Origin of the sequence: Puia sp. P3 (assembly GCF_050632245.1) — a bacterium.
Taxonomy (GTDB): domain Bacteria; phylum Bacteroidota; class Bacteroidia; order Chitinophagales; family Chitinophagaceae; genus Puia.
Genome location: NZ_CP192583.1, coordinates 1,009,183 through 1,034,642, shown reverse-complemented (window position 1 = coordinate 1,034,642; position 25,460 = coordinate 1,009,183). Strand labels below are relative to the sequence as shown.

Annotated in this window: 33 protein-coding genes and 3 pseudogenes; 8 read left to right on the top strand and 28 right to left on the bottom strand. The window is 54.5% G+C overall.

Features of this window, described 5'->3' with window-relative positions:
* Nucleotides 1-143: 143 nt before the first annotated feature.
* Nucleotides 144-446 (top strand): T9SS type A sorting domain-containing protein, encoded by a 303-nt coding sequence (locus ACQ86N_RS05870; protein ID WP_431214367.1) that lies wholly within the window; start codon nt 144-146, stop codon nt 444-446.
* 17 nt (nt 447-463) lie between these two features.
* Here the strand turns inward: ACQ86N_RS05870 and ACQ86N_RS05865 are convergent, their stop codons facing one another.
* The 3 genes from ACQ86N_RS05865 to ACQ86N_RS05855 are packed head-to-tail and all read right to left on the bottom strand — an operon-like array spanning nt 464 to nt 1,636.
* Nucleotides 464-1,129, bottom strand: coding sequence for a class I SAM-dependent rRNA methyltransferase (locus ACQ86N_RS05865; RefSeq protein ID WP_431214366.1), 666 nt, complete (start codon nt 1,127-1,129; stop codon nt 464-466).
* Nucleotides 1,096-1,416, bottom strand: coding sequence for a hypothetical protein (locus ACQ86N_RS05860; protein WP_431214365.1), 321 nt, complete (start codon nt 1,414-1,416; stop codon nt 1,096-1,098). Before ACQ86N_RS05860 ends, ACQ86N_RS05865 begins: the two co-directional genes overlap by 34 nt.
* Nucleotides 1,325-1,636 carry a hypothetical protein gene (locus tag ACQ86N_RS05855; protein ID WP_431214364.1) on the bottom strand — a complete coding sequence of 104 codons (312 nt, stop codon included), beginning with the start codon at nt 1,634-1,636 and terminating at the stop codon, nt 1,325-1,327. Before ACQ86N_RS05855 ends, ACQ86N_RS05860 begins: the two co-directional genes overlap by 92 nt.
* Nucleotides 1,637-1,775: 139 nt before the next feature.
* On the opposite strand from ACQ86N_RS05855, the gene ACQ86N_RS05850 reads away from it, so the two are divergent.
* Nucleotides 1,776-2,333 carry a nucleotide exchange factor GrpE gene (locus ACQ86N_RS05850; RefSeq protein WP_431214363.1) on the top strand — a complete coding sequence of 186 codons (558 nt, stop codon included), beginning with the start codon at nt 1,776-1,778 and terminating at the stop codon, nt 2,331-2,333.
* 100 nt (nt 2,334-2,433) lie between these two features.
* The gene (gene dnaJ, locus ACQ86N_RS05845) at nt 2,434-3,510 is read left to right on the top strand and encodes a molecular chaperone DnaJ (protein ID WP_431214362.1); all 1,077 of its coding nucleotides are present in this window, start codon (nt 2,434-2,436) and stop codon (nt 3,508-3,510) included.
* Nucleotides 3,511-3,572: 62 nt separating this feature from the next.
* Here dnaJ and ACQ86N_RS05840 read toward each other — a convergent pair whose 3' ends face one another.
* The 7 genes from ACQ86N_RS05840 to ACQ86N_RS05810 all read right to left on the bottom strand — a co-directional run bounded on the left by ACQ86N_RS05840 (nt 3,573) and on the right by ACQ86N_RS05810 (nt 9,306).
* A complete protein-coding gene (locus tag ACQ86N_RS05840) occupies nt 3,573-4,607 on the bottom strand; it encodes a YfbK domain-containing protein (RefSeq protein ID WP_431214361.1) in 1,035 nt (344 codons plus the stop codon).
* Nucleotides 4,577-5,341, bottom strand: a complete 765-nt coding sequence (locus tag ACQ86N_RS05835; RefSeq protein ID WP_431214360.1) for a VWA domain-containing protein — start codon at nt 5,339-5,341, stop codon at nt 4,577-4,579. The genes ACQ86N_RS05840 and ACQ86N_RS05835 overlap by 31 nt, the downstream gene beginning before the upstream one ends.
* A gap of 50 nt (nt 5,342-5,391) precedes the next feature.
* Nucleotides 5,392-5,928, bottom strand: coding sequence for a hypoxanthine phosphoribosyltransferase (gene hpt, locus ACQ86N_RS05830; protein ID WP_431214359.1), 537 nt, complete (start codon nt 5,926-5,928; stop codon nt 5,392-5,394).
* Between the two features lie 8 nt (nt 5,929-5,936).
* On the bottom strand, nt 5,937-7,028 hold the full coding sequence (locus ACQ86N_RS05825; RefSeq protein WP_431214358.1) for a glucosaminidase domain-containing protein: 1,092 nt from the start codon (nt 7,026-7,028) through the stop codon (nt 5,937-5,939).
* Between the two features lie 15 nt (nt 7,029-7,043).
* Nucleotides 7,044-7,694, bottom strand: a complete 651-nt coding sequence (locus ACQ86N_RS05820) for an O-methyltransferase (protein WP_431214357.1) — start codon at nt 7,692-7,694, stop codon at nt 7,044-7,046.
* A gap of 101 nt (nt 7,695-7,795) precedes the next feature.
* Nucleotides 7,796-8,173 (bottom strand): hypothetical protein, encoded by a 378-nt coding sequence (locus ACQ86N_RS05815; protein ID WP_431214356.1) that lies wholly within the window; start codon nt 8,171-8,173, stop codon nt 7,796-7,798.
* Nucleotides 8,170-9,306, bottom strand: coding sequence for a sodium:solute symporter (locus ACQ86N_RS05810; protein WP_431214355.1), 1,137 nt, complete (start codon nt 9,304-9,306; stop codon nt 8,170-8,172). Before ACQ86N_RS05810 ends, ACQ86N_RS05815 begins: the two co-directional genes overlap by 4 nt.
* Before the next feature lie 42 nt (nt 9,307-9,348).
* Between ACQ86N_RS05810 and ACQ86N_RS05805 the strand changes: the two are divergent.
* A pseudogene (locus tag ACQ86N_RS05805) lies at nt 9,349-9,690 on the top strand (LOG family protein); the annotation flags it as partial.
* On the opposite strand, the gene ACQ86N_RS05800 reads toward ACQ86N_RS05805, so the two are convergent.
* The 18 genes and pseudogenes from ACQ86N_RS05800 to ACQ86N_RS05715 form a co-directional block, all read right to left on the bottom strand.
* Nucleotides 9,609-9,890 carry a hypothetical protein gene (locus tag ACQ86N_RS05800; protein WP_431218060.1) on the bottom strand — a complete coding sequence of 94 codons (282 nt, stop codon included), beginning with the start codon at nt 9,888-9,890 and terminating at the stop codon, nt 9,609-9,611. The pseudogene ACQ86N_RS05805 and the gene ACQ86N_RS05800 overlap by 82 nt on opposite strands.
* 47 nt (nt 9,891-9,937) lie before the next feature.
* Nucleotides 9,938-10,558 (bottom strand): hypothetical protein, encoded by a 621-nt coding sequence (locus ACQ86N_RS05795; protein ID WP_431214354.1) that lies wholly within the window; start codon nt 10,556-10,558, stop codon nt 9,938-9,940.
* 205 nt (nt 10,559-10,763) lie between these two features.
* Entirely contained in the window at nt 10,764-11,684 is a 921-nt protein-coding gene (locus ACQ86N_RS05790; RefSeq protein ID WP_431214353.1) for a PorP/SprF family type IX secretion system membrane protein, read from the bottom strand.
* A 125-nt stretch (nt 11,685-11,809) separates the two neighbouring features.
* On the bottom strand, nt 11,810-12,409 hold the full coding sequence (locus ACQ86N_RS05785) for a gliding motility-associated C-terminal domain-containing protein (protein ID WP_431217287.1): 600 nt from the start codon (nt 12,407-12,409) through the stop codon (nt 11,810-11,812).
* Between the two features lie 9 nt (nt 12,410-12,418).
* Nucleotides 12,419-12,532, bottom strand: a pseudogene (locus ACQ86N_RS05780) (hypothetical protein); the annotation flags it as partial.
* A gap of 154 nt (nt 12,533-12,686) precedes the next feature.
* A pseudogene (locus tag ACQ86N_RS05775) lies at nt 12,687-13,073 on the bottom strand (PKD domain-containing protein); the annotation flags it as partial.
* Nucleotides 13,074-14,019: 946 nt separating this feature from the next.
* On the bottom strand, nt 14,020-14,523 hold the full coding sequence (locus ACQ86N_RS05770) for a hypothetical protein (RefSeq protein WP_431214352.1): 504 nt from the start codon (nt 14,521-14,523) through the stop codon (nt 14,020-14,022).
* Nucleotides 14,505-15,215, bottom strand: coding sequence for a hypothetical protein (locus tag ACQ86N_RS05765; RefSeq protein WP_431214351.1), 711 nt, complete (start codon nt 15,213-15,215; stop codon nt 14,505-14,507). Before ACQ86N_RS05765 ends, ACQ86N_RS05770 begins: the two co-directional genes overlap by 19 nt.
* A gap of 51 nt (nt 15,216-15,266) precedes the next feature.
* Nucleotides 15,267-15,494, bottom strand: a complete 228-nt coding sequence (locus ACQ86N_RS05760; RefSeq protein WP_431214350.1) for a hypothetical protein — start codon at nt 15,492-15,494, stop codon at nt 15,267-15,269.
* Nucleotides 15,495-15,520: 26 nt separating this feature from the next.
* On the bottom strand, nt 15,521-16,879 hold the full coding sequence (locus tag ACQ86N_RS05755) for a PKD domain-containing protein (RefSeq protein WP_431214349.1): 1,359 nt from the start codon (nt 16,877-16,879) through the stop codon (nt 15,521-15,523).
* A 123-nt stretch (nt 16,880-17,002) separates the two neighbouring features.
* Complete coding sequence (locus ACQ86N_RS05750) at nt 17,003-17,617, bottom strand: hypothetical protein (RefSeq protein WP_431214348.1); 615 nt, start codon at nt 17,615-17,617, stop codon at nt 17,003-17,005.
* Entirely contained in the window at nt 17,614-18,138 is a 525-nt protein-coding gene (locus tag ACQ86N_RS05745; RefSeq protein ID WP_431214347.1) for a hypothetical protein, read from the bottom strand. Before ACQ86N_RS05745 ends, ACQ86N_RS05750 begins: the two co-directional genes overlap by 4 nt.
* Nucleotides 18,105-19,271 (bottom strand): hypothetical protein, encoded by a 1,167-nt coding sequence (locus ACQ86N_RS05740; protein WP_431214346.1) that lies wholly within the window; start codon nt 19,269-19,271, stop codon nt 18,105-18,107. The genes ACQ86N_RS05745 and ACQ86N_RS05740 overlap by 34 nt, the downstream gene beginning before the upstream one ends.
* Before the next feature lie 102 nt (nt 19,272-19,373).
* Nucleotides 19,374-19,808: a hypothetical protein gene (locus ACQ86N_RS05735; RefSeq protein WP_431214345.1), complete on the bottom strand. Its 435-nt coding sequence runs from the start codon at nt 19,806-19,808 to the stop codon at nt 19,374-19,376.
* On the bottom strand, nt 19,805-21,004 hold the full coding sequence (locus tag ACQ86N_RS05730) for an ATP-dependent DNA helicase RecG (protein WP_431214344.1): 1,200 nt from the start codon (nt 21,002-21,004) through the stop codon (nt 19,805-19,807). Before ACQ86N_RS05730 ends, ACQ86N_RS05735 begins: the two co-directional genes overlap by 4 nt.
* A gap of 102 nt (nt 21,005-21,106) precedes the next feature.
* Nucleotides 21,107-21,415 (bottom strand): hypothetical protein, encoded by a 309-nt coding sequence (locus ACQ86N_RS05725; RefSeq protein WP_431214343.1) that lies wholly within the window; start codon nt 21,413-21,415, stop codon nt 21,107-21,109.
* Nucleotides 21,416-21,502: 87 nt separating this feature from the next.
* Nucleotides 21,503-22,351, bottom strand: coding sequence for a hypothetical protein (locus ACQ86N_RS05720; protein ID WP_431214342.1), 849 nt, complete (start codon nt 22,349-22,351; stop codon nt 21,503-21,505).
* A 20-nt stretch (nt 22,352-22,371) separates the two neighbouring features.
* Nucleotides 22,372-22,689 (bottom strand): hypothetical protein, encoded by a 318-nt coding sequence (locus ACQ86N_RS05715; RefSeq protein WP_431214341.1) that lies wholly within the window; start codon nt 22,687-22,689, stop codon nt 22,372-22,374.
* Nucleotides 22,690-23,291: 602 nt separating this feature from the next.
* Between ACQ86N_RS05715 and ACQ86N_RS05710 the strand changes: the two genes are divergently transcribed.
* From ACQ86N_RS05710 to ACQ86N_RS05695, 4 genes are all read left to right on the top strand, one after another.
* On the top strand, nt 23,292-23,981 hold the full coding sequence (locus ACQ86N_RS05710; protein ID WP_431217286.1) for a UbiA prenyltransferase family protein: 690 nt from the start codon (nt 23,292-23,294) through the stop codon (nt 23,979-23,981).
* Nucleotides 23,944-24,096, top strand: coding sequence for a hypothetical protein (locus ACQ86N_RS05705; protein ID WP_431214340.1), 153 nt, complete (start codon nt 23,944-23,946; stop codon nt 24,094-24,096). Before ACQ86N_RS05710 ends, ACQ86N_RS05705 begins: the two co-directional genes overlap by 38 nt.
* A gap of 20 nt (nt 24,097-24,116) precedes the next feature.
* Complete coding sequence (locus ACQ86N_RS05700; protein WP_431214339.1) at nt 24,117-24,764, top strand: SDR family oxidoreductase; 648 nt, start codon at nt 24,117-24,119, stop codon at nt 24,762-24,764.
* 86 nt (nt 24,765-24,850) lie between these two features.
* Complete coding sequence (locus tag ACQ86N_RS05695; protein WP_431214338.1) at nt 24,851-25,456, top strand: HAD family hydrolase; 606 nt, start codon at nt 24,851-24,853, stop codon at nt 25,454-25,456.
* Nucleotides 25,457-25,460 lie beyond the last annotated feature (4 nt).

The window sequence follows — 25,460 nt, the reverse complement described above, 5'->3', positions numbered from 1 at the left end:
GCCGGTTTTCCTACCGGCCATATAATTTCGCAGGGAAATTCGGCCTGGGATTTGTATCTTTGAAGTAAAACCTATATTTTGGAATCACTTGTAAAATGTACCCGCGGATGAGGATTTTTTACATTTTGTTATCCATTATTCTTATGAACTCCTTCCAGGCAAAAAGCCAGGTCAGGAGCAATTTCCCCGATACGGAGAAGAGGGTTTACAAATTCTACCCCAACCCCGCAGTCTCCTACATCACCTTTGAGCTCGTCAAAGAAGCCAATAAAAGCTACACCCTCCAGATCTTCAGCTTCCTTGGAAAAATGGTAAAAGACGAAAAAGAGATCACCGATAAACGAACCGTCAACCTCAGCGACCTCAACCGCGGCCTCTATACCTTCCAGCTAAAGGATGAAAGCGGTCGTATCACTGATTCAGGGATCTTCCAGGTCAACAAATAAGGGCAGTCCCCCTGCTTTTACAACACCTGAACAATCAAAAATTTAAGGTAATTCGTATTCTCCCATCCCTCGATGATCGGGTGGTCACTCGCCTGCGCCTGAAATGTCACCTGCCTCAGTCTCCTCCGCGCATCCTTCGCCGCCAGCTGGATCGTGTCCAGGAACATTTCCGGCTGCACCAGATTCGTACAGGAAGAGGTCACCAGGAATCCTCCCTTCTTCACCAGCTTCATCCCCCTCAGATTGATCTCCTTGTATCCTGTAATGGCCTTCTGTATCGTCTCCCGGCTCTTGGTGAAGGCCGGCGGGTCCAGCATCACCACGTCATACTGCCGCCCCTCCTTACTCCACTGCTTCAACGCATCAAAAGCGTTGATCGCCTCATACCGGCACACCCCGGAAAGCCCGTTGAGCTCCGCATTGCGACGCGCCTGCGCGACGGCATTCTCGGAAATATCCAGCCCCAGCACAGACTTCGCGCCATAGAACCCCGCATGGGTCTCAAAACTGCCCGTATAGGTAAAGGCGCCCAGAACGTCGGCCCCCTTCACGATATGCCGGATCGCCCTCCTGTTGTCGTGCTGATCCAAAAAATACCCCGTCTTCTGCCCATTCTCGATGTCGACGTGCAGCTGGAGGCCGTTTTCGTTTATAATGATCTGAGTATCAAATGGCGCCGACAAAAACCCTTTTGCTGGGGCAGCCCCTCCAGCTCCCGCACCGGGACGTCATTCCGTTCGTAGATACCCTTCGGCTGAAATATCTTCTCCAGTGCCGCAACGATGGCCGGCTTCCACCGGTCCATCCCCAACGCCAGGGTCTGCAACACAAAATAGTCGTTGAACTTGTCGATGATCAGGGCCGGCATATAATCCGCCTCACCGAAGACCAGCCGGCAGTTCTCCACGTATCCGATCCGCTGCCGGTATTCCCAGTGCCGCCAGCAGCCGGTTGTAAAAGAAGTCGTCATCGATACTCTCGTTCTTGTCCCTCGTCAGCAGCCTTACCGATATCTGGGATTGCAGGTTGAGATACCCCCGGCCCATGAACTTTTTATCGTGGGTAAAAACGTCCACGATGCTCCCTCCTTCCGTATCCCCCTCCACCTTATCTATCTCATTTCCAAATATCCAGGGATGTCCGTTCTCCACCCTCCTGCTGATCTTCCTTTTCAAATAAACTTTCGTCATGGGCGCAAAGGTACTCCCAATTTTGGCACCCTCCGTCAGCTCCGTCATACCCCCCGGGAAAATCAGGACAATTTGTCTCTCTTTTACGCTTGGCAGGAATATTGACAACCTTACCTTTGTTGCCCAAATAATACGAATTATGACCAATTTCAATATAGACGACCAGCAACCCGACCCGCTGGACGACATGAATACCGACGAGAACATCGCCGGCACCACTCATCTCAACGATATCAGCGCCCGGGAAGAAGAGCTGGACAAATGCAAAGACGAGCTCCAGGAACAAAAGGATAAATACCTCCGTCTGTTCGCGGAATTTGACAATTTCAGGAAACGCAGCGCACGCGAAAACCTCGAGATCAGGCAAACGGCTGGTAAAGAAGTGATTACATCGTTACTGGACGTTCTTGACGACTGCGACCGCGCCGAACAGCAGCTAAAGAAAACGGACAATATCGACCAGATAAAGGAAGGCGTTCAGTTGGTTTTCTCCAAATTGCGCTCGGTTCTTCAGGGAAAAGGGCTCAGGGCCATGCAAAGCATCGATACCGACTTTGACGTTGAAAAACACGAAGCCATCACGGAGATCCCCGTGCAGAACCCGGCTCAGAAAGGGAAGGTTATCGACGAAGTGCAGAAAGGCTATTACCTCAATGACAAGATCATCCGCTTCGCCAAGGTGGTAGTGGGTAAGTAAAACTATTAAAAGCAGTGTCAAAACGAGACTATTACGAAGTACTGGGCGTATCGAAAGGCGCCACCGCAGACGAGATCAAAAAGCCTACAGGAAGGTCGCCATGCAGTTCCATCCGGACCGCAACCCCGGCGACAAGGGCGCTGAAGATAAATTCAAGGAGGCAGCCGAAGCCTACGAAGTACTCAGCGACTCGGACAAAAGAGCGCAATACGACCGCTATGGGCACGCAGGTCTCTCGGGCAATGGCCGGGGCGGATTCGGCGCCGGCGGTAACATGAACATGGATGATATCTTCAGCCAGTTCGGTGATATTTTTGGCGACGATATCTTCGGCAGCTTTTTCGGCGGCGGCCGTCGCGGCGGTGGAACCGGCCGTTCACGCGGCGTAAGAGGCAGCAACCTGCGCGTAAAGATCAAGCTCAACTACGAAGAGATTGCAAAAGGCGTAACCAAGAATATAAAAGTCAAAAAGCACGTCTCCTGTACCACCTGCAGCGGAAGCGGCGCCAAAGACAAGAACAGCGTCCAGACCTGTGGCACCTGCGGCGGCAGCGGCCAGGTACGCCGGGTAAGCAATACCTTCCTCGGCCAGATGCAGACCGTCACCACCTGCCCGACCTGCAACGGCGAAGGCTCTATCGTCACCGCTAAATGTTCTGTATGTAAAGGCGAAGGACGGGTCTACGGTGAAGAGACCGTCACCATCGACATACCGGCAGGCGTCCAGGAAGGCATGCAGCTCAGCGTCGGTGGCAGAGGCAATGCCGGCGAACGCGGCGGCGCCCCCGGCGACCTCATCATCCTCATCGAAGAAGAACAACACCCCGAACTTCACCGCGACGGACTCAACGTCGCCTACGAACTGCATATCTCCTTTACCGACGCGGCATTCGGCCTCCAGGCCGAAGTACCCACCATCGACGGAAAGGCCAAGATCAAAATACCCCCGGGCACCCAGAGCGGTAAGATATTCCGGCTGAAAGGCAAGGGCTTCCCCGCCGTCAACTCCTACGAAAGAGGCGACCAGCTCATCCATGTCAACGTCTGGACACCCCAGCACCTGACACCGGAAGAAAAATCCATACTGGAGAAACTGGGCGATTCCCCGAATTTCCAGCCCAAACCGGACAAGAACGAGCGTAACTTTTTCGATAAAGTAAGGGAAATGTTCAGCTAAATTCTTCCGTGCGCTGTTCGGCGCTAAATATTTCACAACCCGGCCCCGGCCGGGTTCATTTTTTAGTCCTGCTCCTCGTGCCGGCGTCTGTGGCTTTTTCCATATATCCGCCGGGCCTTCTCGATCAGCGCGATGAATTCCTGCTGCATCCCATCACCCGGGTCACTGGCGTGTTCCGCCATGAGGATCGCGTCCTTCCAGTCAGCCTGCCTGATAAACCGCGACTTCTTCAGCAACCCGCCAAACAGGGCGATCGAAGAAGCGAAACGATAGCAGGGCTGCAGCTTCTCAAAAGGCGTCAGCTGGCTGGAACACTCATAATAGCTGGCCCTCGCCACATGGTCGTTTGGCAGCCTGTAGTTGAGCACTACCCTGGCCAGTCTGTCCGCATTACCCCTGACACTGTCCGCGTCCACCGGCGCCACTTCGAACAGCGCCAGCAGGGAATGCCCCGACCCTACCTCCCCGCCCTGCAGCTGACTCAGGGTGTCCGAAAGTACCTTTTCCTTATTGTCAAATCCAATCAGCCGGTAACTCTTTACCAGCCCCGGATTGAAATCGATATTGAGATAGGCGTCGTCCGCCACGGCATAGACCGTCTGTGTAAACTCCCTCACAAGGACCTTCTCCGCCTCCATCGCATTGTCGAGATACGCAAAATTCCCGTTGCCCTTCTTCGCCAGCGCTTCCAGCTTCGAATCCTTATAGTTGCCCATCCCCACCCCCAGACAGGTCAGATAAACACCCCAGTCCTTGTACTGCGTCACCAGCTTCTCCAACTCTTCCTCGGAAGTCTCTCCTTCGTTAAAATCCCCGTCCGTTGCCAGGATCACCCGGTTATTCCCTCCCCTGATCAGCTGACTCTTCGCTACCCGGTAAGCCGCCCGTATACCCGCCTCGCCCGGCGTAGCGCCACCCGGAGCCAGGTCCTCGATCGCTTCCAGTATCTTCTTCTGGTCACGCCCCGAAGTGGGCTGAAGAGAGACCGCCACGGACGACCCATAGGTCACGATGGAGACGGTATCTATCGGGCGTAGGTTGTTGACCAGCAATTTAAAAGCTGATTTCAGCAGCGGCAGCTTATTGGGCAGGTCCATCGACCCCGAAACGTCGACCAGGAATACCAGATTCGCGGGCGGTATCCGCGACGGATCCAGTTTCCGCGCGCATACCTGCAGGAACAACAGCTGATGAGCCGGATTCCAGGGGCAGTCCGATAAATTGGAATGCAGCAAAAACAGCTGTCCCGCGGAGGATCGACATATCCGAAATTGAAATAATTCAGCAACTCCTCTATCCGTACCGCGTCCGGAGGAATGGTACTGCCCATATTCAGGAACCTCCGCACATTGCTGTAGGAAGCCTTGTCGATGGTGACCGCAAACCCCGTCTCCGGAAACCGCGTAGCCGGGATAAAATCGTTCTCCACCAGCGAGGAATAGGTCTCCGCACCAACGGTCCAGCCCTTTCTGTCCGTAGCCCGCAGGTCTTTGGTCAGCGACAACAGACTCTTCTTCGGCACAGCGGTAGACGGCGCGGAATTATGGTTAGCCTTCATCAGGATCGTCTGATAAACGCTGGACTCCACCCGCAATGTGATCGTTTGAAAACCCTCGGCAGAAAGCGTTAAAGTATCCGATGTCTGGGGTATAGGTATCCCGAAAGCCCCCGAACTGCCCGAATGATAGAGATATCCGCTCGAATGCAGCAGTATTTTCACATCTGGCAAGAGGCTGTTATTCTGGTCTTTGATCTCCCCGCGCAAGTAATACTGCGCCCGCGGGGCCAACGATAGCAGAATACTCAACAGCAGCAGTAGTGCACTTCTCAATCGGATATTTTCATTAAATTAATGCGTTCCCTCCTCTTTGTCAAGCCCCCTCACTCTACTAACTTATAAATGGATGGTATATTGCGTCCCAGGCCGTCATAATCAAGGCCATAGCCCAGCAAAAACTTGTTCGGCACCGAAAAACCCAGATAGTCTACAGATATCGGGTATACCGTCGCCTCCGGCTTGTGCAGCAAAGCAGCGATCTTCAGCGAAGCCGGCTGCTGGTGCTCCAGCTGCGGCAGAAATTCGCTGAGCGTCTTCCCCGTATCGACAATATCTTCGAGAATAACGACGTGCCGCCCATGCATATCAGTGTCAAGACCGATCGCGGTGATCACCTGACCCGATGACTTGGTCCCCTTATAGGAAGCCAGTTTTATGAAGCAGATCTCCGCCTCGATGGTCAGCGACTTGAAAAGGTCCGAAGCAAACATGAACGAACCGTTCAGAATAGCCACAAATAAAGGCTTCTTCCCATCATAATCCGTATCCATCCGCTCCGCTATCTCCTTTATCTTTTTCGTGATCTGCTCCGCTGGCAAATAGGGCTCAAAATCCTTGTCGTGTACCCGTACTATAGACATACCTGCAACTATTTTTTGTTACTCGCCGTCCCTTCCAGCCGGGGTCGCGACGGCGCTGATCCCTGTAAATATATCTTCTCTCCCGCAGCCGGCTGGTCGGCAGGAGTCAACTGATTCATTTCCAGCATATCCTGCAACCGAACACCCTCTACCTGGCTAATATCATACAAACTTTCCCCTGCCCTTACCACGTGGAAACCGATGGAACCCTCACGCCTTTTGCGCTGCAGGAATAGCAACTGTCCCTTCACAAGTACGTCCTCCTCCTTCATGTCATTGAACTCCAGGAGCCTTGGCAGCGACACACTGTACTGATTGGCTATCGACAGCAAAGACGTACCCGCCTGTGCATATACCACCCTGGTCCGGTTGATCTGGAACTCACCCTCAGGATAAGACACCTGGGCCTGGCCCCCGGCTGCACCTGTGGAGCCGGAAGATTTCCCACCATAGCCATAAGTGCCGCTCCCTGCCGACCCGCTATCCACCGCAGAGCCCCCTGCGCCCCCGCATCCGCCGCCAAAGCCGTAACCGGCGCCAGCCACTGGCATAGTCAGCGCCACCTCCTCGGAAGGCTTGATCTTCCCCATGGCGATCAGGGAATACTGCTGCAGATTGTAGTCCCTGATCAGCTTGATCAGTATCTGCGAATAACGGATATTCGTGGCATAGCCAGCCTTCCTCAACCCGTACGCCCAGGCTTCATAGTCGGTCGGGTCCAGGTCGAAGAGAAAGGCATACCGGCTACCCCTCTTCAGAAAATCGGAATGATCCCGGTAAGAGTCCGCCGCCGTGGCATAGCTCCTGAAACACTCGTGCCGGGCGTCATCGTCGTGATAAACGACCGGTCCCTTCCAGTCCTCCTTGCACTTGATACCGAAATGGTTATTGGACTGCTTCACCAGGTCGCTCGTCCCCGCCTCCGTCTCGTGAAGCCCCTGCGCCAGAATGATGGAAGCCGGGATACCGGACCGCTGCATCTCGGCTATCGCAATGAGCTTATAGGTATTGACATAGATCACCCCGTTGGCGCTGATCTGCGCCTTCAAATCGGCCCCCGCCAGCAGCAACACCCATATGATAAACCACTTATACTTCATCGGCACCCGATTTTTTTACTTTTTCCTGATCAGGAACAGACCATCGCGCAGGGTCACCATCACCTTTTCCACGCTCTGGTCGGCATCGATCAGCTCGTTGAACGCCTGTATCCCTTTGGCATTCTTGCCACTCACCGCCTTCCCTTCCATCACAGGCAGCACCTCTCCATGAAAAAATATATTATCCGCAACGATCAATCCACCCTTTCTGACCCGCGGCAGGATCATTTTATAGTATTCGGCGTAATTCACCTTATCTGCATCGATGAACACCAGATCCCAGGTCTCGTCGAGGGTTGGAATGATCGCTAACGCGTTCCCCCGGTGCAATACTATCCTGTCCCGATGCTCTGACCGCCTGAAATAAGCCTCAGCCCGGTCCGCATCCTCATTCCGCAGTTCCAGCGTATGCAGCCGGCCATCCTCCGTCAACCCTTCCGCCAGACAAAGAGCACTGTACCCCGTAAAAGTTCCCACTTCGAGGACCCGCCGCGGCCCGACCAGCAGGCTCAGCAGCTGCAGGAATTTCCCCTGAAGCGGACCGCTGAGCATTTGCGCCTCCGGATGGTTTTTCGCTGTAAAGTCGGCTATCTCCTGTAACAGAGGGCTTAATGCCGAAGAATAACGCTCCGCATAAGCCTGAACCAGCGGCTCTATCATCTCCATTTGAAAAAAATTTGTGCCAAAGATAAGATATCCCCACCGGACACCCCGGCCCGTCCATCCGCCAAGGCCCCCCCGTGATCCGCCATCCGCTGCCCTACCCCCTAACCACTCCTCCCTGCGGCCGCGAAAGAGCCCACAACCCCAAAAACGTCAATATCCCATTCACCAGCAACAACTCGATCCCGATCTGAAACCCATTGAACCATACAGCCGAATAATGGCTGATAAAATAACAGACCACCGGCGCCAGCAGAACACAGCGCGGTGATCTTCCACGTATTCTCCAGCACCCGCTTCGTAAAGATGCCAAACGCAAACAGACCCAGCAACGGCCCATACGTATACCCCGCCAGATCCAGAATGGTATTGACGATCGATTTATTATTCACCCACTTGAAGATCAGGATGCAAATCAGGAACACCAGGGCGAAACAGATATGCACGGTCATCCGGGTCCGCTTCTTCTGCTGTTCGCTCATCCCCCTCTGTTCTTCAGATCCAGCAGGTCGATACAAAACGAAGACGTCAGCGCGGTCAGCGCGCCATCCGCGCTCGGAAACAGCGCCGATATGAGTCCAATGATGAATATGACGCTGACCGCCTGAGGAAGATAGTGCAGCGCCAGCGTCGGGAACAGGTCATCACCGATGACACCCTGCCCGCCCAGCAGCAGCTGATGCCCCCGGTAAGACGCCCCGTTGCCCTCCGCATACAGATACAACAGCCCTCCCAGCAACAGAAAAAGAAAGCTCACCAGCACCATGATGAAGCTGAACACAACCACATTCTTTTTGGAATCGCGGACATTTTTGACACTGATATTCTTCTGCATCATCTCCTGGTCCAGACCCGTCATCGCTATCGCTATGAACATCCCCCCAAGTAACTGCTTCGGAAAGAATCCCCTGCTGTTAAAGTCCCAGTTGAAAACCCGGGTGTACCCCTTCGCCTCCAGCGCCTGCATAGCGCCACCGACACTCAGCCCCAGATGCTGCAGGATATAGACGGTGCAAACCACCAGCCCAAGCAGCATGAACGTCGTCTGCAGCGTATCCGTATAGACGATCGTTTTGACCCCGCCTTCGAACGTATACAGCAGGATCATCAGCAAAATGACAAAACAGGTGGCGCCAAACGGTACCCCCATATTCTTCAGAATAAAAATATGCAATACATTGATGACCAGATAAAGCCTCGCCGTTGCCCCCACCGTCCTCGAAATGATAAAGAATAAAGCGCCGGTCCGGTATGCAACCGAGCCAAATCGGCTATGCAGATAGTTATAGATGGAGGTCAACTGCAGCCTGTAGTACAGGGGCAGCAGGACGAAAGCTATCACCAGATACCCGAACCAATACCCGATGATGACCTGAAAATAGGCAAACGCCTTGTACCCCTCACCCGCAAAATCTCCCACCGTACCCGGCACCGACACAAAGGTCACTCCGCTCAGCGAAGTGCCGATCATCCCAAACGCCACAAGCATCCAGTTGGAATTGCGGTTGCCGATAAAAAAAGAGTCATTATTGGAATGTCGGGATGTCCGCCAGGCCACGGCCAGCAACAATAGAAAATACCCGATAACAAAAGAAAATAGAAGAAAAGATGGCATCTTGCAAAATAGTAAAACGCAATTAATACAGGAAGTTTAATTTTGCGCCAACTATATGAAAATAACATCCGTCGCAGTCTTCTGCGGCTCGAAAACAGGAAAAACCCCCGCTTCGCCCAGCATACCGCCGAGTTGGGAAAATTGATCGGCCACCTCAGACTGACCCTCATCTATGGCGGCGGCAGCACCGGGCTCATGGGACTCATCGCAAATTCCGCCCTCGCGGAAGGCGCCACGGTCATTGGCATCATACCCGAATTACTGAAAGAATGGGAACACCACCACCAGGGCATATCCGAACTTCATATTGTCGCCGACATGCACGTCCGTAAAAAAATGATGTACGAGCGGTCCGACGCAGCGATCATCCTGCCCGGCGGCTTCGGGACCCTCGACGAACTATTCGAAATGCTCACCTGGAACCAGCTGAAGATCCACAGCAAAAGATCTTTGTCCTCAATACGGACGGATTCTACGACCACCTGCTCCAACACCTGCGCAGCCTCGAAAAAGAGGGGTTCCTCTATGACAAAGTCGACGAGCGTATCACGTTCTGTGCGTCCCCCGCCGACCTCGCCAACCATATCGCGTAAACCGCCGGCACACCGCGAACAGACCTTCGTCCATGCCGCTACCTCTTGTGTACAAACACATCGAACCCCGCCTTCACCACCGGCAGCGGGTGCCCGTTCACATCATTATACGGCGAGTTCTTATTCGATATCGCATCGAATCCTAATAGGATATAAAAGCTGCTTTCGCCCACGATCCGCTGCCCATACCCGATGCCCAGGATCAGGCTCGGCGCATTCGCGCTGAAATTCGCAGTCGCGCCCGACCCCATATCCTTCTGGTTCACACTAAGCCAGTTGAACTCCGGCTGCACCGTCAGGAACAGGAACGGCAACACATACGCCCTTCCAAACACTCCGCCCCCGTACACGAACTGGTGCGTCCGTATATTTCCGTTATAATAGGGATCCGCCTTTATCGAATTGTAGTTGAAATTGACGGTAACCCCCGCATCCAGCCAGCTATTGAGCGAATAGCCAACCTCCGGATAAAGCCCGAGATTGAATTGATAGGACCCAAAACCAAGCCCAAGACCTCCTCCCAGGAACAGATTCTCCTTTCGAAAACCCGTACCGGAACCCTCATCCGTATACGTATTCACCGGCGCATGCATATGCTGAGCCCGAACACCCAGTCCCATAATGCCAAAGACAAAGGCGACCAGAACCTTTTTTATCATGTTTTAAAAGATTTCAATACTTGTGCGATCCGGACTTCGTCCGATTTGGCGCAAACATCGGATAAAATCCGATTCACGCCCAAACCCATTTCATCATTGTTTGAATGTCGGACACAGGGACTGCCTCCGGTCACCGTTATACTGGCTGTAAAAACCCTGACTCTGCAGGGCAAACTCATAAGCTCCATACCCATTATCATAATGTTTAATGGATGAAGCTGGTGACATCGTATGTGAAGGTTAGCTTGATATTCTTGTAGATAAATCCGATCATCGGAATAAATGAATCACCCGCCCGGTAGTAGAGCCCCCCGATGACCTGCTGATCGCCGTCATCCTGCAGATTGTACTGCGCACTCATCCCCAGCACCACCTCCGAAGACTGCGCCATCTGCGTATAATACCCCTGCGGATTGATGATCACCTGGTCATTCACCTTCAGACTGGCATTTACGAATCCGATATAGCGCGGCGAGATCCTGCTGTCAAAACCTACCGGGTCAACGCTGAAAAAAGACTCCCGGGGCCGGTTGATATGCTGTATCGAAAACCCTCCGTTCAGATAGATATTCTTGGTCGGGAAATAGGCATAGTTCAACCCCACCTGCATGTCGAAATAATTGTCGGACGGCCGGTCGATCACGACGGTGGTCGGCAGCGTATTGTCAAAGAATTTTCCGTCGAACTGATCCGGAAACTTCAGATTCTGCGTGTTGATATGCTTGTTCACCCACCCCACATTAAAACCCAGCGAGATCAGGCTCGCAAACCCCACCATCTGGTGATAAGCCGCCGAACCATAGATCTGCGTCGTCGTCAGGGCGCTCGATCCGGCGTCATCCCTCAGAACCACGCCCCCCAGCCCCATCCAGCCATTCTCGAACCGGTCACGGAAGACCCGGGCGTCACCCCAGGCGCTGAAAGTACGGTACGGCAGGGCCATGATCGCCGACCACTGGTTGCGGTAATTGGCGCCCAGCCGGTAGTCCGCGTCCGGGATAAAACCCGTATTCGCAGGATTGGTCGTCAGCGGAGAATTGAACCACTGCGAAAAATGCAGGTCCTGGCCGGATACGGTCGTGATACCCAGAACGACACAGCAACCCAAAAGAAATATATTTTTCACTCCCCTCAATTTAATCTATTTAACGTAAGTACCAGAACTTTGGTTGTCTTTTAATTTGACATTAACCGCTTGCTTGAATCGCGCGGTTGCCTTGACCTCACCCCCGGCGTGAACCGCCGGCACCCCTACCTCACCAGCGTAATATCCCCCTTCCTGCTCACATGCCTTCCATCCGCAAAATCGGCCTCCAGTGTATAAGCATAGACATCCATCGGCTGCAGCTGCCCGCTATAGGTACCATCCCAGCCATAGTCCGGACTGTCCGACTGGAAAACCAGCTTTCCCCACCGGTTGTAGATCCTGAACATCATCTTCATGATACCAAAACCGTGAACCTTCAGGATAGCATTCTGACCGAACCTGCCCGGCGTAAACGCATTGGGCACGTCCAGCAAAGGATTGACAAGGGTCAGTACGGTATGACAGACCGTGTCCGAACAGCCGAACTGATTCGTCGCCACCAGACAGGCAGGAAAAGAATCCGTCTGCTGATACTGGTGGATCACCGTATCCATCGAGTTCTTGAAGGTGGAATCCCCGTCCCCGAAGGCCCAGGCGAACTTTATTGCCCCCAGCGACCCGTTGGTGAATACCGTCGGCGTATTCGGGGTCGGCGGATTGGGCATCCAGGTAAAGGCCGACGTCGGATTCACATTCACGGTGATCGTCATCGAAGTGTCGGATACCTTGTTACAGGTATTGGGGTCTTCCTCGTGCAAATGCACCGTAAAGGTCCCCGTACTGGTGTACAGGTGCGTCGGGTTCGGATCGGTCGAGACCGGACTGCCATCCCCGAAATCCCAGTGTAAAGGTCGCCCCGCCAAGCGAAGTATTGTTGAATTCGGCATTATACGGCACGCAGCCACTGGCCGGCGTCTCGAACTGCGCCTTGGCCACGGGCGAAACCCTCACCGGCTTAGTCACCGAATCGGGATAGTTGCAATAGCCCGTGTCATTGAGCACAAGGGTGACATTATAGGTCCCCGCTGCCGCAAAGCTATGGACCAGTCCGGCCGTTCCTGTCACGATCCGCGGGGAATTATCCCCGAAATCCCAGGTAAAGGCATCAGGACTGAACGGCTTCGTCGGAGGCGCCGTTGACCTGTTCGTAAAATCATAGGTCAGCAGATTGCAGGCCACGTTCGGATCCTTTATATAATCAAAATCCAGCACCGCCCTGTCCGTCCGCGCAATCACATGCCGGTAGGTCGTATCCGCAACATTACAACTATTGGAATCGATGGCTACCATCATCACCTTATACGTTCCCGGATTGACATAGGTATGATTCACCGCATACGTGTTGGTGGAAGTATCCGGACTCCCATCCCCGAAATTCCAGATATAGGACTTGCCATTGCGAATGGTATCCTCCAGCCGCGTGTCCATCGGGATACAACCCGCCGTGTCATAAAGCCGGCCGTTGACAGACGCCCTCAGGCCCGCACCCACACCGGCAAAACCGAACGTTATCTTGACCGCCGCCAGATTGCATCCGTTGACGCCCGCTCCGTTATTCGGCGACCACACCCCCGGCGTCGTCGGGAAACGACCCGTCTGCCCGCCATTACAGTTCGCACAGATTGCCTGATAAATAGCCCCGTTCTGGTCGTAACGGCTCGTTCCGCCATCCACATGCTCACTGATACTCCTCGAATTATCGTTCTGACCGAAAAAAGTCGCGTACAGCAGGGCCGACGCATTCTTCTGGATGACTATAAAATAAAAATCCCGGTTATCGCTAAGCTTCTTCTGGGCATCCGGCGTCACCGGCATCCCGATGGTCCCGACCTGCCCGTAGGGATCGGACTCGCCGCCGATGATCCAGCCGCCCCAACCCGAAACGTATACATTCTCGCAGCGATCCACAAGAAAAGCCACAGGCGATATATTAGGAAGCCCATGCGCGGGGCCGCTGGTGCCAAAGGTCGTAGAGTAGATCATGTTCGACAGGTCCGGCTGCAGCTTCACGATGAACTGCTTGGATCCGCCTATCGAATAGGCCGCATTGATCACCGGCCAACTGCCATTCGTCGTCCCCATCACATAGGGAAATCCCTTTTTGTCAAAATCCAGCCCATATATGGCGTCCGCCACGTCCGTCCCCAGAAAAGTCGACCGCTTCAGCGTCGATCCGTCGGCAGATATCTGAGCAATATAACCGTCACAGATACCACCCCGGTAACCGGGTTGCACGACTCCCGTATGATCCCCGGGAAAATTCTGACTGGCCGTAGCACCCGCGACGTAGATGTCCCCGGTCATGGGATTCGCCTTGACCACAAATGCCGCGTCACTGCTGCTGCCGCCCAGGAAGCTGCTCCAGATGATATGATCACAGTTGGGATCGATCTTCACGACCACCCCGTCCTGACGGCCGCCGCCAAAAGTCGGCTGAAAGACAGACCCGATGATCGGGAAGCCGTTCGGCCCCTGTGGCGACTGGCTCGAAGCAGCCACAACGATATTTCCGGAACCGTCGATGATGACCTCGCTGCGGGAATCGTCCCCGTAATTGCGGATCAGCGAATCGGCCTTCCTCATAACGCGTCCTAACCTGATCCTCCATATTGACACAGTCATTCCCCGACCCGCCGATGCGCATACACCCGATCAGCGCACTCCCCGCGGCGTTGATCTTGGCCACGAACATATCCGCCGCGCCACCCACACCAGCCGTGGTCTTGAACGGAAAATTCGTCGAATACGTCCGTCCCAGCACCACCAGATTGCCCTGCTGATCGGAGAAAAGAGAATGGGGCGTCTCGGAATCCGAACCGCCCAGATAGGTCGCATATATCTTGCTTGCACCATTGCTGCTCAGCTTGATGATCCCCACGTCGAACTGCCCGTTGCCATATACCGGCTGCAGAGCCCCCGTAGTCCATGGGAACGCCCCGCCGAACACGATGCCGCCGGCGAAAAAGTACCTCCCGGACCAGGCGTAGCCGTAAAACCCCAGTTACTGACCTTGCTGCCGGAAAAAGTGCAAAAGACGATCGAAGGATCGATGATCAGGGTAGCCCCTGGATCGGCGCCGCTGACTTTGAAGCTCACCGTATTCCCGTCCGTGACCACATACCGGCAGTCGACGCTCGCCCGACCTTTGGCAGGATCGAACGTATACGAATACGGCGCCGGCTGCGTTACATCACCCACAGTCGTTCCGGTGATCAGCTGGCCCTTTTTGACGGACAGCTTCGTGGCCCCGTCGTACTTCATCCGCACCTGGCCGATATCGCCGCCCGGATGCACGACGATATCGTATTTCAGTAGCCCATTGTAGGTATAATAACGGATATCGATATTCGGATAAATATTACGATAAAGAACCCCCTGATAGACCTTACAGTTCGACACCCATTTGGAGGGGTCATTGCCTATAAAATAGTTGTTGTATCCCGGAAGTACCTTGTCAGCCTCGACAGGGGCCTGTTCGTTCCCGCCGACAAAACTCACCCGGTAAGCGTGCGACCGCAGCGCGTCCTGCGGATCGGGCCCGCCCGTCCCGGGACCCTTGGGGGGAGACAAAATTACCCACCTTCGTATAACCGCCCTGCTTTACCCCGTGGTGGTTGTTCGTTATCCTGTCGAGGTCCTCGACATTGTACAATAAGGCAGAATAGCCGTTGTTCTCCAGTGAACACGGCGCCTACGCCTATCTCGCCCCTGAATTTTACCCGGCTGTCCCACTTGTCCCTTGTTCTCGACAAATTCAATATTGGACGAGCCGTCCTGGGCAAAACCCTTCAGCAGGACGATCAAAAGGCCAACCACGATATAAAGCCTTCTCCTCAATTGGTGTTTCAAATAGTGCATTTTACAAAGGTATTAATCTACCTGATCAACGTAATATCTCCTTTTTTGACCGCACGCGTCCCGTCGGAATATTCCGCCTCCAGCGTATATCCGTACACGTCCATCGGCTGCAGCTGACCCTTAAAGGTCCCGTCCCATCCAAAATACGGATCGTTACTCTGGAAGACCAGCTGACCCCATCGATTGTAGATCCGCCAGTCCATCCGTATGATCCCGAAGCCCACCACCTTGACGATGGCATTCTGCCCGAACCGGCCCGGCGTGAACGCATTCGGAACGTCCAGCAACGGATTGATCAGGGCCGGCACGTCATGACAGACGGTATCGGTACACCCCGACTGATTGGTAACGACCAGACAGGCCCGGAAAGTATCCGTCTTGTTGTACTGATGGACCACGGTATCCTGCGTGGTCTTCACCTCCGAAAACCCATCCCCAAAGAACCATTCGTACTTTACCAGCGGCGACGGCGAGGACGCATCCGTAAAGACGGTCGGCGTGTTCGGCGGCGCGGGCGGCAGCGGCGTATAGGTAAATCCGGCCGTCGGCTTGCCCTGCACGTTGAGGGTGAGGGTATAGGTATCCGATATATTGCACGTAGCGGAATCCACCGCCGTCAGCGTCACCGTATACGTACCCACATTGGGGTATAGATGGCTCGGGGAGATCTCCACGCTGTCTATCCCGCTGCCATCGCCGAAATTCCAGTAGAACTTCTGACCGGCAACGGACGTATTGCTGAATACAGCCGTATAAGGAGCGCAGCCAAACGCCGGCGTAGTGAACTGCGCCTTCACGTTCTGCGCCACGTAAAGCAATTTCACCGTATCTGTCGGATAGTTGCAATAATTAGTGTCTATCAGCGTGAGGGTAACGTTGTACGGCCCCGGTGAAGCATAGGAATGCGAGGGCTGCTGCACAAGTCCCGACGTCACCGCGGGCGAACCGTCCCCGAAAGTCCACGTGAACGAAGTATCCGTAAAGTTCGGCGCACGCGGCGCATGCGTGGACAGATTGGTAAAGATATAGTTGAACTGGTCACAGGGGCCGGACTTGTCATAGCGGAAATCCAGAAATGCCGGATTGTCCCGCACCTCGATCGTCCGGTAAGCCGTGTCCGCGACATTACAGCTGTTGCTGTCGATCGCCACCTCCATCACCTGATAGTTGCCCACCGCCGTATAGCTGTGGTCCACCGAGGTATTCGTCGTACTCAGCGTGGTCCCGTCCCCAAAATTCCAGATATAGCTCTTGCCGTTGTGGACGGTATCGGAGAAGGTCACCGCCAGCGGAACGCAACCCACGCTGTCCCCGCGACCGTGCGTCACCGCCTTCAGCCCCGCGACCACGCCCGCAAACTGAAAGGTTATCTTCACCGCCGCCTCATTACACCCCTTGTCGCCGGTCCCGTTCGATTGCGACCGGGTAGGACTCGTGGTAGGAAACGCCGCCCCCCGTAACAGTTAGCGCAGACGGCCTCGTAGATGACCCCCTGCTTGTCAAACCGGCTCGTTCCCCCGTCCACATGGTCGCCAAAGCCACCCCTGTTCTGCCCCGAAAAGCTGCCGTACAACTGACCGGTCGCGTTCTTCTGCAGGATAAAGAAATAAAAGTCTTCGCCGTCCGTCGTAGACTTGTTCGCGTCGGAGGTCACCGACAGCCCCGACGTACCGCTGTTCAGATAATCCGTCATTGATATCCGCTCCCCCACCCCATCCCGCGACGTACACATTCTCGCAGCGATCGACCAGGAAAGCCGTCGGCGAGATATTGGGCGAGCTCACATTGCCCGGCCCGAAATTGGCCGAATATACTATGCCCGAAAGGTCCTGCTTGAATTTGGTGATGAACTGCTTGCCGCTGGCCTGGTTGCCCCCGGAGTTAAAACTGGAATTGGATACGGGCAGCACGCTCGTAGTTGTACCCGTGACATAGGGGAACCCCGACTTGTCGAACTCGAGCCCATAGATCATATCCGTCCCCCCGGTGCCATAGTACGACGCTTTCATCAGCGCAGAGCCGTCATTGCTGATCTGCGCCACGAACCCATCCACCGCGCCGCCGAATTTTGGCTGTACCACATTTCCTCCCGTGCCCGGAAAATTACTGCTCATCGTACCCCGGCCACCCAGACGCTGTTGTCCAGCGGACTGATCTTGAGCACAAATGCCGCATCACTGCCGCTGCCCCCGATATAGGTGCTGAAGAGAATAGTATTCAGATCCGGACTGGCCTTGATCACCACGCCGTCCTGGCCGCCGCCGGAGGTTCCCTGAAAGCCGTTCGTTATTTTAAAGTCCGTCGACTGCGTACAGGATGCGATATAGATATTGCCGGCGTTGTCGAGGATCACCTCGCTCCTGCCGTCGTCTCCGTAGTTGAGCCGAAGGTCCTGCGCTCCTCTGTCGGCCCCGCCCGGAGAGACCAGATATTTCGGCTTGAAATTGACGCCGTCGGACCCCGACCCGCCGATCCTCCTCGACCCGATGATACCCGTCCCGCCGGGATTGAATTTCGTGACGAACAGATCGAAGTTACCGCCGGTCCCATACGTGCTGTTGCCCGGATTCGTCGGGAAATTCGGCGAGCTGGTACGGCCCGTCACGATAAGGTCACCGGCATTGTCGACGACCATACTGTGCGGCTGCTCGTCCCCGCTGCCCCCCAGATAGGTGGCGTAAGACCTGCCCTGCAATTTCGAATCGAATTTGATGATCGCGACGTCGTAGTCATAACCCGGCGAAGGTCCGCCCTCACTGCCATCACCCCCTGGAACGTGGTCTGGAAAGCCCCGGTGCTCACCAGAAAGCCGGTTCCTCCCAGTCCCGGAGGGTTCAGCTTCGACTCATCCAGCACGATCCCGCCCGCGTAGAAGTTGCCTGCATTGTCATACGTCGCCGTATAGCCCCAGTTGTCCGACTTGCTGCCGGTGAAAGTACAGTATATCTGCAGGGGATCGATGACCAGCATCGCGCCGGGAGAATAGTTCTTTACCAGGAACTGTACCCTGTTGCCCGGCAGCAGGACATAGTTACACTCCACATCCGCCCTCCCCTTATCCGTTATTTGATAAGAATGGGGCTCGAGCTCCTGCACCGTACCGACCGAGGTCTGAACATAAAGCCGGTTCTTTTTTACGGTCAGCTTGTTCTGTCCCTCGTATTTCAATACGATCTTCCCCGGATCGGCTCCGGGCCGAACGATAATGTCGTACTTCACAAAGCCCATTTCTGTATAATAATGCACGTCGATACCGTCGTACATATTTTTGTAAAGAATACCCTGATATATTTTGACATTGCTCTTCCAATACTTACTGTCCCCGATGAAGTAGTTGTTGTAGGAATTCAGCGCCTTTTCCGGGGCTATCTCCACTCCGTCGCTCGCGTTCTCAAAACTCACGCGGTAGCTGTGCGAGTGCAGCAGATAAGGATCGGCGCCGCTCCCCGGCGCCCCGCCGCTTCCGCCATTCTTCCCCTGACCGTCGTCGGTGGACGTAGTCACCTTCCTGCCGGCCGCCGCCGCCGGCGAACTCACAGCCGTCTTTGAAACGCCATCCACAGCATCTCCGTGCAACAACCTCCTGATCCGTCGCAGATCATTCGTATCATGCATCACTACCGTAAATCCCTTATGCTGCATAAAAAGAGAGCCCGCCGTCATCTCTGCACGGAACTTTACCAGCGTATCCCATTGCCCCTTATTCTCGACAAATTCAAGACTGGAGTAACCTCCCGACTGTGCTGAAAGCTGAAAGAAGGAGAACATTAGCCATGTAGCAATAAGGCATATTCTTCCCAAGTTGTTGTGTTTCGTTTTGACTTAATATCGGCCTCTTACAATTTACGATATTCCGCGCGCAAATCCTTCCTATGATATCTTGCTCCAGGCCGTTTTACCATGTTGTGATTGCAGATAGACCTTCAGTGCCCTGTTCTCTTCGGCCACGAGCTCCGGGTCCTCCTCCAGCAGAACCGCCGCCTTTTCGCGGGCGAGCTCCAGCAATTCCCTGTCCTGAACAATATTGGCCAGCTTAAAGTTCAGCAGGCCGCTCTGCCGGGTCCCTTCTATATCTCCCGGCCCCCTTAATTCAAGGTCCTTTTCAGCAATTTTGAAGCCATTGTTCGTCTCGGTAAGGATACTCATCCGCTCCCGGGCCTCTTTTCCCAAACGGGGACTCGTTAACAGAATGCAAAAGCTCTTCTCCGCCCCGCGACCAACCCTTCCCCTCAGCTGATGCAGCTGCGACAACCCGAACTTCTCCGCACTCTCAACAACCATCACCGACGCGTTCGGCACATTCACCCCACTTCTATCACCGTCGTTGCGACCATTATCTGAGTGTCTCCGGCGAGAAAACGTTGCATGTTCGTATCCCGGACCTCATTGGTCTGCCGCCCATGTACCATGCTGACCCAGTACTTCGGCTCCGGAAACCACGCCTTTATATTCTCGTACCCCTTCATCAGGTCCTCATAATCCAGCTTCTCCGACTCTTCGATCAACGGGAAAATGATATAGACCTGACGACCCTTTCCGATCTCGTACCGGATAAAATCCATCACCTGCGGCCTCCTATCTTCGAAACGATGGACAGTCGAAATTGGTTGCCTTCCGGGTGGCAATTCGTCCATCACGCTGTAGTCCAGATCGCCATAGGCCGTCATCGCCAGCGTCCTCGGTATGGGGGTCGCCGTCATGACCAGGACATGCGGCGGAATGTCCGCCTTCGCCCATAGACGCGCCCGCTGCGCCACGCCGAACCGGTGCTGCTCATCGACGATCGCCAGCCCCAGCCGCCGGAACTGCACCGTCTCCTCCAAAACCGCATGCGTCCCGATCAGAATATGCAGCCTCCCGTCAGCAGCCATCTCCAGCGCCTCCCTCCTGGTCTTCGATTTGGAAGAACCCGTCAGCAGCCTCACCTCTACCGGCATTTCCTTCAGCAGGGCCGAAATACCCTCATAGTGCTGCCGCGCCAGTATCTCCGTCGGCGCCATCATACAGGCCTGATACCCGTTGTCCAGCGAAAGCAGCATCGCCAGCAGCGCCACAATGGTCTTTCCGCTGCCCACGTCCCCCTGCAACAGACGATTCATCTGCCGGCCGCTGCCCGTATCCCGCCTTATCTCTTTTAAAACCCGCTTCTGAGCGCCCGTCAGCTCGAAGGGTAAATATTGCGTGTAAAATCGATTGAAAAGCTCGCCCACCTGCCCGAATACCACCCCCTTCGAGGAGCGGTGCCGCCTGGACTTAATAAGCCCCAGCCGCAGCTGCGCCATGAACAACTCCTCGAACTTTAGCCTGCCCACCGCCTGCTCATACAATTCCGGACTCGCAGGGAAATGCACCTGTCTGTATGCTTCGTACCGGCTGGGCCAGGCCCCCTCCGGAATCACCCGTTCCGGCAGATTCTCCTGTAAGTCCTTCTCCTTCAACATATTCATCAGTACCTGCGTCAGCTTCCCCAGCTGTCGCCCACCTAATCCCCTGACTTTCAACTTCTCTGTAGTAGGATATACCGGTTCGAGATACTCCTGCCGTGCCGCAGGCGCGGCTCCCCCTCTCCACCAGCTTCAATTTCCGGATGGGTGATCTGCGGACTACCCTGAAAAAACCAACCCGCCCATACACAAGGAACTCCCCCCGACCTGCACCAGCTTCTGCACCCCGTTGATCCCCTGGAACCAGACCAGTTCAAGGGTGCCCGAAGCATCCCTCAGCTCCGCCACCAGCCTCCTCGCCCGCTTGTCCCCCAGCAGATTGACGCTGGTTATCCGGCCCGCCACCTGGATGAACTCCGTCCCCGGCCCGATCTCCCGGATAAGATTCACCTTCGTCCGGTCCACATGCCGGTAAGGAAAATGCTCCAAAAGGTCCTGGAAAGTAAAGATCCCGAGCTCCTTTTTCAAAAGCTCTGCCCGCAACGGCCCAACCCCCTTCAGATATTCAATGGGATTCGATAATATGGAATTGTTACCCGAAATGATCCGGTAAAATTACTCCTTCTGCTTCACAAAAACCTCGATAACCCCCTGGGTCTCCCCTCCCCGCCGCGGTGCCATAAAAGAATCCACCTTCGAATAGTGCACCTGCAGGGAATCCCTCACCCGGAAAGGATAAAAATTATTCAGCGTTGGAACATATTCGAACAGGACCAGATCATAATAGTGGTCCCTGATCCTCGTCTCATAAATTTCCGCCTGACGGTTGAACATGCCCACCCCAAGGTGAAACCACAGCGGTAGCTGCGGATTTCGCTCCAGCCGATACGGTATCTCTTCCGCCAGCGGCGTCAGCTCGGACATATTCAGTACTTTCAGATCGCCCCCTCTTCCCCCTTTTACCACCGGCATTTCCATCAGCCGGCGGATGCCATCCACTGTAGGCGCCGGCATCGTTATCTTCCGGAAAGCGGGCAATCCGCACTCTACCCACTTTTCGGTCGGGATCTCCGTCGTCGTATCCCGGTTGATCATATAGGTATCTTTATTGATCACATTCTCACCCGTAGGCGAAGCCGCCGCTTTGGACGCCAGGAACTTTCCAGCCACCCGCTGCGTATACTTCCACCAAACTCCGCTCCACCACAGCAGCACGCAGCAGCACAGCGTGATATATATTCGCGGAGAACCCAACTTCACCGGCAGCAGCGGCGCCAGCAGCGTCAACACGCACACAAAAGCAAAACTGTGAAAAAAGATATTGTTGTCCGGAGGCGTATAGCTGGTCACCTGCAGCACGCTGGCCTCACCCAGGATACATATCGTCAGCAATACGATCAGCACGGTTTGACGGTCTTCGGCCAGTTGCCGCCAGCCACGGTAGCGAAACACCAGCAGCAGCACGATCAGAGCGATATAGAATTTTATCCACTGACTCGCTCCAAAAATTCAGAGACGATATCGAACGGCGAGACCCTCGCAGTATGCGGAGGCTGCCCATGGTTGAACCAGTAACCGAACCCATAGTGCGACAACGGCAGCATCACGATAAGGCACAAGACAACAAACGACGCGGCAAATATCAGCAATGGCATCCACCGTCTGCTTTGCAATCCATGATAAGCCAGCAGCACCAGCGCAGTCAATATCGCCAGACCGCCGCCGTCCTGCTTGGTAAGAAACGAACAGAGCACGAACAACGACCCCGCAGCCAGCTTCCACCAGACACCGCCCCCAGCCATATACGATAGAACAAACGCAAGCCCCACCAGGCTCATAGACTATAACCGAATGATTATACCACGGCCAGAAATTAAAGAACGAGTACGAAATGCAAAACAGCAGCACCGCGGCCAGCCGGACCCCGGCATCGACGCCGAGACTCTTCAGGATCGACCTGAACGCAAGCCCCGAGATAATATTGATAAAGACCTGCGCCACTATCAGCGTAAACAGGCCCGAACCAAGTAATCTAAAAAATAACGCAGGGATAACCCAGTACATCCCCCCAAGAGGAGTCCCGAAATCCCTGAAGGGCAGCTGACCCTGACTGATACGATACGCCCCCTCCCAGGACAGGAAAATATTGACCCTGTATGGCAGGTGGATGAATAAAGGAACAATAGCGAGAAAGCAAATGATCAGCAGCTCTAAATTTCGGGTCAGGTTTCGACGCATAACGGGTGGGTTAACTTGATATTATTTCGAGACAATATTATAAATTTTGTCTTTTTGTTTGTACTTTGTCGCGATAATTTAATGCTGTGGCGTATCTTAAACTTCTCAGACCGAAAGATTGGGCTAAAAATCTGTTTCTTTTCATACCCTTGTTCTTTGCCGGGGAATTCTCGATCCTGCCAAGCTGACGGCCGTATTTCTGGCTTTTATCGCATTTAGCTTCACCGCGAGCAGTATTTATATCCTCAATGACTACCGCGACCGGGAAGACGACCGAAAACACCCCACAAAATGCAAACGCCCGCTGGCCGCAGGCACCGTCTCCCCAACCGCCGCCATCATCATTATGATCGTGCTCGTGATAGGAGGGTTTACCATCGCCTGGCTGATCCGCGAGAAATTCCTCTTCGTCCTGGCCATCTATTTCCTGATCAACCTCGCCTATTCACTCGGGCTGAAGTCCGTCGCCATTCTCGATATCTTCATTCTGGCCATCGGCTTCGTCCTGCGCATAAAGGCCGGCGCCGTCGTTAGCTTTGTGCCGCTGTCGGAGTGGATCGTGATCATGGTATTCCTGCTGGCTATCTTTATGGCCATCGGCAAACGCAGGGACGACGTCCTCCTCAAGATCAGCAGCGGCACCGACATGAGAAAGTCGATCAAAGGATACAATCTCGAGCTGCTCAATGTGCTGCTGGCCATCGTCTGCGCGGTCATCCCCGTCGCCTACCTGATGTATACCATATCGGACGAGACGACCCGCAAGATGGGTACCTCGAGACTCTATTATACCCTGCATCTTCGTATTTGCAGGACTGATGCGATACCTCCAGATCATCTATGTAACGGCCGATAGCGGCTCACCAACCAAGATCCTGTACCGGGACCGCTTTATACAGATCACGCTGCTCCTCTGGGTAGCCAGCTATATCGTGTTACTGTATATAAAGGATATACAACTGTTCAATTAACTAAAAATCGTTCATAGGAGATGCCTTCAGTGCTTATACTGGGCGCGAGCTCGGACATAGCAGCCAGCCTCGCCAAAACATACGCCTCCCACGGCTACGACCTTCAGCTGGCTTCTCGCCGGACCAGCCGGCTTGCACCAATCCAGTCGGACCTCGCCATCCGGTACGGGGTCTCCTGTACAATGCACGAATTTGACGCCCTCGACTTCGGCGGACACAAGGCATTCTTCGATGCCCTCCCGGTCATACCCGACATCACCATCTGCGTCTTCGGACTCCTCGGAGACAACGAAAAGGCGGAAAAGGACTGGACCGAATGCAGGACCATCCTCGATTCCAATTACACCGGCGCCGTCAGCATCCTGAATATAGCCGCCTCGCGCTACGAGGCCCGGGGCCATGGCCTCATCGTCGGCATCAGCAGCGTAGCGGGAGAAAGGGGACGCCAGAGCAACTACCTGTATGGCAGCGCCAAGGCGGGCTTTACCGCCTACCTCTCCGGCCTTCGTAACCGACTGTACCACAAGAACATCCACGTGCTGACCGTGAAGCCCGGCTTCGTATATACCCGCATGACGGAGGGAATGCCCCTCTCACCCCTGCTGACCGCCACACCCGACAAAGTGGCCCAGGCCATCTATGCTGCCGCCGCAGGAAAAAGAACGTGATCTACGTCAAATGGTTCTGGCGCTGGATCATGCTGATCATCAAAAGCATACCGGAATTTATGTTCAAAAAGCTCAAACTCTGACGAATGAACAGGCGCATCGCATTATTCGACTTCGACGGCACGATTACAACAAAGGATACGCTGCTTGAATTTATCCGCTATGACAGAGGCGGACTACTGTTCGGCCTCGGATTTCTGCTGGCCGCACCATGGCTGGCCGCCTGGAAGCTGAAGATCATCTCCAACCAGAAGGCCAAGGAAAGGGTGCTCTCCTTTTTCTTCCGTAACCGCCCGCTCGACGACTTTCAGGCCAGCTGCGACCGCTTCTCCACCGAAATGCTGCCTGGCCTCCTTCGCCCCAAAGCGCTGGACGAGCTGAAAAAGCTCAAAGACCTGGACGCCGAGATCGTCATCGTCTCCGCCTCGCCGTCCAACTGGATCAGCAAATGGGCAGCATCGGAAGGAGCATCCCTCATCGCTACACAACTCTCGGTAACCACCAAAAAAGACCGGCCCGTACTCACAGGCTCCATCGAAGGGGCCAACTGTCACGGCAAAGAAAAAGTCAGACGCATCCGTCAGCAACACCCGCTGGATGAATACAACGAGATCTATGCCTACGGCGACAGCAGCGGTGACAGACCGATGCTCGCCCTTGCAAAAATAGCTTTCTATAAACCCTTTCGTTAAAAAA